A 6,783-nucleotide genomic window follows, 5' to 3' on the forward strand; every position below is an offset into this window, starting at 1 on the left:
ATCCACGCATGGCGTGGATCTACTGACCTGCGGTCGCCATCGTGGATCCCCGTAGATCCACGCCATGCGTGGATAGCCTCCATCGCGCAAACAAAAAGGCCGCCCGAGGGCGGCCTTTCTGCGTGGCAACGTCGCGAAGACGTCAGTGCATCATGTGCACGTTCATGTTGTGCATGACCCACAGGGTGCCGACCACGATGATGCCGATCACCACCACGGTGAAGGCCGCAGCGTTGACGTTCCAGCGGCTTTCCGAAGAGCGGTCCAGGTGCAGGAAGAACACCAGGTGGACCAGCATCTGCAGCACCGCGGTGATCGCGATCACCACACCGCTGACGGTGCGCGAGAAGTCGCCGGACATCACCACCCAGAACGGGATGACGGTCAGCACCACCGCCAGCACGAAGCCGATCAGGTAGGACTTGACGCTGCCGTGGCTCTCGCCGCCCGCTGCGTGGTCGTGTGCATGGTTGTCATGTGCCATTACAGCGCTCCATTGAGGTAGACGACGGAGAACACACCGATCCAGATCAGGTCCAGGAAGTGCCAGAACAGGCTCAGGCACGCCATGCGGGTCTTGTTGGTCGGGGTCAGGCCGTACTTCTTCAGCTGCACGAACATCACCAGCAGCCACAGCAGACCGGCGCTGACGTGCAGGCCGTGGGTACCGACCAGGGCGAAGAACGCCGACAGGAAAGCACTGCGGTCCGGACCGTAGCCCTGGTGGATCAGGTGCTGGAACTCCCACACTTCCATGCACATGAAGCCGAAGCCCAGCAGCCAGGTGATGCCCAGCCACAGGTACATCTGGCCCATCTGCTTGCGGTGCATGGCGATCATGCCCAGGCCGAAGGTCAGCGACGAGGTCAGCAGCAGCGCGGTTTCCCACGCCACGAACGGCAACTCGAACAGGTCCTTCGCGGTGGGGCCACCATCGGTACCACCTGCCAGCACCACATAGGTGGCGAACAGCGAGGCGAAGATGAGGCAGTCGCTCATCAGGTACACCCAGAAACCGAAGACGGTGTTGCCGCCGGTGTCGTGGTGCTCGTGGTCGTCATGGCCATGGGCCGCCGCTTGCGCGGCGTGCCCGTGGCTCAGGGTCGAGGTATTGGTGCTCATGCCTTCAGCTCCGACTTCACCAGGCCCTGGGATTCCAGGTGCTTGCGGTGTTCGTTCTCGATGCGTTCCACCTCGGCGGCCGGGACCCAGTAGTCCACGTCCTGGTCGAAGGTGCGGTAGATGAACGTGGCGATCATGCCGACGAAGCCGACGATGGCCAGCCACCAGATGTGCCAGATCATCGCGAAGCCGAACACCAGGCTGAAGGCACCGATGACAACGCCCGTGCCAGTGTTGCGCGGCATGTGGATGTCGGTGTACTTGGCCGGCTTCGGCCAGGCTTCACCACGCTGCTTGCGCTCCCAGAAATCGTCCAGCTCGGTGACTTCCGGCAGGCTGCCGAAGTTGTAGAAGGCCGGCGGCGAAGAGGTTTCCCACTCCAGCGTACGGGCATCCCACGGGTCGCCGGTCAGGTCGGCGGTCTTCTTGCGGTCGCGGATCGACACGGCCACCTGGATGATCTGGCACAGGATGCCAGCGCCGACGATGAAGGCACCTGCGGCAGCCACCAGCAGCAGCGGCTCGTAGGCCGGGTTGACGGTGCTCTGCAGACGACGGGTCATGCCCATGAAGCCCAGCACGTACATCGGCATGAAGGTCACGTAGAAGCCGATGAACCAGCACCAGAACGCGCACTTGCCCCAGAACTCGTTCAGGCGGAAGCCGAACATCTTCGGCCACCAGTAGGTGATGCCGGCGAACATGCCGAACACCACGCCGCCGATGATGACGTTGTGGAAGTGGGCGATCAGGAACAGGCTGTTGTGCAGCACGAAGTCGATGGCCGGGATCGCCAGCATCACGCCGGTCATGCCGCCGATGGTGAAGGTGACCATGAAGCCGATGGTCCACAGCACGGGCGTGGTGAACTGCACGCGACCGCGGAACATGGTGAACAGCCAGTTGAAGATCTTCACGCCGGTCGGGATCGAAATGATCATCGTCGTGATGCCGAAGAAGGCATTGACGTTGGCACCCGAACCCATGGTGAAGAAGTGGTGCAGCCACACGATGAACGACAGCACGCCGATGCAGGCGGTGGCGTAGACCATGCCCTTGTAGCCGAACAGCGCCTTGCGCGAGAAGGTCGCGATGACTTCGGAGAACACGCCGAAGGCCGGCAGCACCAGGATATAGACTTCCGGGTGACCCCAGATCCAGATCAGGTTGATGTACAGCATGGCGTTGCCGCCACCGTCATTGGTGAAGAAGTGCGTACCCAGGTAACGGTCCAGGGTCAGCAGCACCAGGGTGATGGTCAGCACCGGGAAGGCAGCGACGATCAGCACGTTGGTCACCAGGGCGGTCCAGGTGAACACCGGCATCTGCATCAGCTTCATGCTGGGGGTACGCATCTTCAAGATGGTGATGAAGAAGTTGATACCGCTCAGCGTGGTGCCCAGGCCTGCGACCTGTAGACCCCAGATGTAGTAGTCCATGCCTACGCTTGGACTGTATTCGATGCCCGACAGTGGCGGGAACGCCAGCCAGCCGGTGGCAGCGAACTCACCGATCCACAGCGACAGCATGATCAGCACCGCGCCGGACACGAACAGCCAGAAGCTGAGCGAGTTGACGAACGGGAACGCGACGTCGCGCGCACCGATCTGCAGCGGCACGGCCAGGTTCATCAGGCCGGTGATCAGCGGCATCGCCACGAAGAAGATCATGATCACGCCGTGGGCGGTGAAGATCTGGTCGTAGTGGTGCGGCGGCAGGTAGCCCTCGGACCCGCCGACGGCAAGCGCCTGCTGGGTACGCATCATGATCGCGTCGGAGAAACCGCGCAGCAGCATGACGAAGGCGACGATGAGGTACATCACGCCGATCTTCTTGTGATCCACCGAGGTGAACCACTCCTTCCACAGATAGCCCCACAGCTTGAACTTGGTGATCAGGGCCATGACGCCCAGGCCACCCAGAACCGCGCCGATCAACGTCGTCAGGACGATCGGATCGTGGGGGATCGACTCAATTGAGAGTTTACCCAACATGTTCATTCTCCCGAACCCGCGTGGCCGGCGTGACCGGCGGCGGCGTGTTCGTCAGCAGTGTGTCCGGCGTGTTCGGCCGGAGCGGCAGCGGCGTCGGCGTGGCCTTCATGGCCCTCGTGACCCGCATGGGCGTCGTGGCCTTCGGCAGCGGCACCATCGGCCGGGGCCTTGTGCTCGTGCTTCATGCCGTAGTGCTTGTTGTCGCCCATGTGCTTGGCAAGGACCCAGTCGAACAGGCCTTCTTCGGTCTTGCCGAAGTAGGTGACCGGATACCACTCGGCGTTGCGCGCATCACCCAGGGCCTTGAACGAAGCCTTGTCCAGGGTCTGATCGCCGGCGCGGACCTGGTCCAGCCACTGGCGGTATTCGGCATCGGTAACCGAGTAAGCGGTGAAGTGCATTTTGGCAAAGCCTGCGCCGCTGTAGTGCGAGGACATGCCCGGGAATTCACCGGTCTCGTTGGCGATCAGATGGAGCTTGGTCTCCATCGCAGCCATCGAGTAGATCATGCTGCCCAGGTGCGGGATGAAGAACGCATTCATCACCGAATCGGACGTGATCTTGAAGTTCAGCGGCGTGTTGACCGGGAACTTGATTTCGTTGACGACCGCGACCTTCTCTTCCGGATAGATGAACAGCCACTTCCAGTCCAGCGAGATCGCCTCGATGGTGACTGGCTTGACGTCCGAATCCAGCGGCTTGTACGGGTCCAGTGCGTGCGACGAGCGCCAGGTCAGGACCGCCAGCACCAGCACGATCATGCAGGGAATGGACCACACCACCACCTCGATCGCCGTCGAGTGGGACCACTTCGGCTCGTAGCGGGCCTTGGTGTTGGAGGCGCGATACTTCCACGCGAAGGTCAGGGTCATGATGATGACCGGGATGACGACCAGCAGCATGAGCACGGTGGCCGTGATCAGCAGTGTCTTTTCATCCTGGCCGATCTGGCCCTTCGGACTGAGGATGGCCACGGCATCGCAGCCAGTGAGCATCACCAGCAACGACAGCAGCAGGCCCGGGCGCAACCAGCGCCCAAGGGTTTTCAACGGAATCATCGGTCGATCCAATTGCGAGGGAATGCCGTTCCCCGTCCTGCCTGTTCCGGCCAAAGCCGGTCCCACCGGTCCGGAAGACAGGCAGGGAGGTGGGGTCGAGTCAGCCTTTCAATTTTAGGCCGTCACGCACCATTTAAGAAAGGCATTGACAATGATCGAGCGCAGGAAAGGCCTGATTCTGACTGCGACACGTTGTCGCACTGCGCGGCATGGCGGGCAGAACGCTCGGCGCAGCATCCTGGCATCGGGCGATGGCGGGGGCTCCGACCGGGTTCGGCAAAGTCGCCTGAACCTGTTCAGGCATGTTTACTGGGGCATGGACATGGGATGCTCCACACAGGGCATGTGGGTGCCTACGATGATGAGGGCCGACCCTGGCCCGTCTTCATGACGCGCTGATGCCTGCACTGGGATATGCCTTTGCCGGCCCCCATCACGAGATCTACCTGAGCGACCCGCGCAAGACCGCAGCCGCGCGATTGAAGACCATGCTGCGGCAACCGGTGCGGCCGATTGAACCCGATTAGGGTTCCCGCTTATGACACAAGGAATGCCATGCGTCTGATCAACCGACTGCTGCGCTGGACCACATTGCCCGCTGGGCGCCGCGTGATGGCCGTGCTCGGCACCCTGCTGGTGATCGTATTGGCCTGCAATCCGGATCTGCTGCCGTTGCTGCCGGTTCTGGATGCGCTGGGGCTGGACGTGCTGGCGTTGCTGCTGGGGGCGCAGGTGATGGCGATGCTGCCGTGGTTGCGGGAGGCTGGCCTGCGATCGGCGCGTGTGTTGCGGCGGTTGCTGCTGGGTGTAATGGCCGGTGCGGTGGGCGGGTACCTGCGACAGCTCGCGTGGTGGTTGGCGCGGGATGCGGTGATTGTGGGGCGCCGATGAAGGTGTGTTTTCATCGGTGAAGTTGCGTTCGCCCTGCCCTCTACGCCAGCCAGATCGCGCGCCGCCAGTGCAGCCCGTAGCACCACCTCCTCATCAGGCGACAGAACCCGTACCACCTTCCGACTAGCAGTTGACCGCTGACGCATCCCCATCAAAGAATTGGTCTCGATCAACTTCCACTCAACGGCTCGAGACAATGCAGACCGCAAGCAAGCGAAGTCGCGCGCTGCAGTAGCCCTGGTTACAGCAGGACCAGTGACACGCCCACGCCACCAACGCTCCATGGTCGGCACATCAATCTCAATGATCTGACGGAGCAGCAGCTCCGAGAACACTGATCGAATGCGATCCGGATACTGACGTCTACGCTTGAGCTCAGCTATGGCCCAAGGCTCGAAGTGATCGTTGAGCAGTGTTTCGAGCGTGCAACTAGTGGGCTTGTACTTCTCAAGCGCGGGCAGCCCGGACTGAACGTACTCAGCGACAGCTTGCCGCGTGTGGTCGCGGGCTTGATCAAGTGTCAGGTGTTCGATCGAACCCAAGGTGCGACGTTTCCCGTTCGCCCAGGTGACGATCCAAGCTTTGTGCCCTGAAGGCTGCACACGCAGGACCAGGCCGCGAACCTGAGCGTCCCTGAGCTCATAGGGGCGATCCCGGGGTTCTGCCATGAGAACAATGCGCTTGGTAAGGGCGAATGACATCGGCGGAGAGTCCCTAAGCGGCGATAAGGCCAACTTAGGGCAGGATGCGAGGCGGTGTTTGGATGCGGATTGTCCGCGAACAGGTCCTTCTGGAGATAACCTTCCGCTCAGCAAGCAAGGCTAGCCGTTCGAATCTGCTGTAACTAGCAACTTCCGTCGCTGACGCTTCCCCGCCGTGTCACAGACAATCATGATTACCGCTCAACGCCTAACATGAATATGACGGCATTTTCCGTTGAAACACAGGAAACAGAGCCACCTAAAGATCTTCCAGAGCCGGTCGGACGCTCCATCACGACTTGCCAGACAGAATCCTCACCCCCCACATCCTCGTCCGTAGCAACCAGTTCAATGACTGAGTCAGCCATAGAGAGAACAAGCCGCCCCTCGGAATCGAGCTCAACACCAGAGACTTCAACGCCAATCTTTCCATAGACCTCGGAGAGGAATACCGTCCTACCCACAAAGAAATCAACATTCCCGACATTGCTGGGAGATGTGAGGCCATCACGGAGAGTGGCCGCACATGAGAAGCTCAGATCCACGTACAACGATTCATCAGGGCACGCTGATGCATTAATTAGCCTCAAAGCAACCTGAAGGCTACTTACGTTGAATGAATCAAGGTATGAACCAAGCAGCATCCCCTCCAAGCTCGAGCGCGCAGCCGCAACATCAACTTCCATCCTCTCGATTCGCGTCATCACGGTTTCTCTCGATAGTAGATATGACTTCCCGTGCGCTGCTCGCCCTTGGGAATATTGCCAAAGTTCTTACCATTCTCAGGACTTACGGGCTGACGCGGGTTACCTTCTCGCGTCACCGGTACTCTGGGTGGATGCTTTGGCCCTCCGTCCATGACTCTAACGTCCATCTTCATGGACGGCACGTTGTGAAGCGTTCCCGATTCCGTGCCAGCGTCGTTCGATATCCGCGTTCCCATGTACCCAGCATCCTCCAACGCCACCCTGGTGTCGGCAGGCCTATCCCCAACCTTCACCCCGGCAACGGTGCGAC

At 60.8% G+C, this 6,783-nt stretch carries 7 protein-coding genes and 2 pseudogenes; 2 read left to right on the forward strand and 7 right to left on the reverse strand.

Going from position 1 to position 6,783, the window contains the following annotated elements; all coding sequences use genetic code 11:
• Positions 1-142: 142 nt before the first annotated feature.
• The 4 genes from cyoD to cyoA are packed head-to-tail and all read right to left on the reverse strand — an operon-like array spanning position 143 to position 4,174.
• Positions 143-484: a cytochrome o ubiquinol oxidase subunit IV gene (gene cyoD / locus ABR323_RS08070; protein WP_126928304.1), complete on the reverse strand. Its 342-nt coding sequence runs from the start codon at positions 482-484 to the stop codon at positions 143-145.
• Positions 484-1,122 carry a cytochrome o ubiquinol oxidase subunit III gene (gene cyoC, locus ABR323_RS08075; RefSeq protein WP_012510428.1) on the reverse strand — a complete coding sequence of 213 codons (639 nt, stop codon included), beginning with the start codon at positions 1,120-1,122 and terminating at the stop codon, positions 484-486. The genes cyoD and cyoC overlap by 1 nt, the downstream gene beginning before the upstream one ends.
• Entirely contained in the window at positions 1,119-3,116 is a 1,998-nt protein-coding gene (gene cyoB, locus ABR323_RS08080; RefSeq protein WP_012510427.1) for a cytochrome o ubiquinol oxidase subunit I, read from the reverse strand. The genes cyoC and cyoB overlap by 4 nt, the downstream gene beginning before the upstream one ends.
• Positions 3,117-3,118: 2 nt before the next feature.
• Positions 3,119-4,174 (reverse strand): ubiquinol oxidase subunit II, encoded by a 1,056-nt coding sequence (gene cyoA / locus ABR323_RS08085; protein WP_135272748.1) that lies wholly within the window; start codon positions 4,172-4,174, stop codon positions 3,119-3,121.
• Positions 4,175-4,504: 330 nt separating this feature from the next.
• On the opposite strand from cyoA, the pseudogene ABR323_RS08090 reads away from it, so the two are divergent.
• Positions 4,505-4,701, forward strand: a pseudogene (locus ABR323_RS08090) (GyrI-like domain-containing protein); the annotation flags it as partial.
• Positions 4,702-4,729: 28 nt separating this feature from the next.
• Positions 4,730-5,065 carry a hypothetical protein gene (locus tag ABR323_RS08095; protein ID WP_135272747.1) on the forward strand — a complete coding sequence of 112 codons (336 nt, stop codon included), beginning with the start codon at positions 4,730-4,732 and terminating at the stop codon, positions 5,063-5,065.
• Positions 5,066-5,544: 479 nt separating this feature from the next.
• On the opposite strand, the pseudogene ABR323_RS08100 reads toward ABR323_RS08095, so the two are convergent.
• The 3 genes and pseudogenes from ABR323_RS08100 to ABR323_RS08110 all read right to left on the reverse strand — a co-directional run.
• Positions 5,545-5,766: pseudogene (locus tag ABR323_RS08100) on the reverse strand (Arm DNA-binding domain-containing protein); the annotation flags it as partial.
• Positions 5,767-5,960: 194 nt separating this feature from the next.
• A complete protein-coding gene (locus ABR323_RS08105; protein WP_439448914.1) occupies positions 5,961-6,470 on the reverse strand; it encodes a hypothetical protein in 510 nt (169 codons plus the stop codon).
• The coding region (locus ABR323_RS08110; RefSeq protein ID WP_439448915.1) for a hypothetical protein at positions 6,470-6,783 on the reverse strand (314 nt) is incomplete at its 5' end. The genes ABR323_RS08110 and ABR323_RS08105, both read right to left, overlap by 1 nt.

The sequence above is a fragment of the Stenotrophomonas sp. ATs4 genome, from assembly GCF_051861585.1.
Lineage (GTDB): Bacteria > Pseudomonadota > Gammaproteobacteria > Xanthomonadales > Xanthomonadaceae > Stenotrophomonas > Stenotrophomonas maltophilia_AS.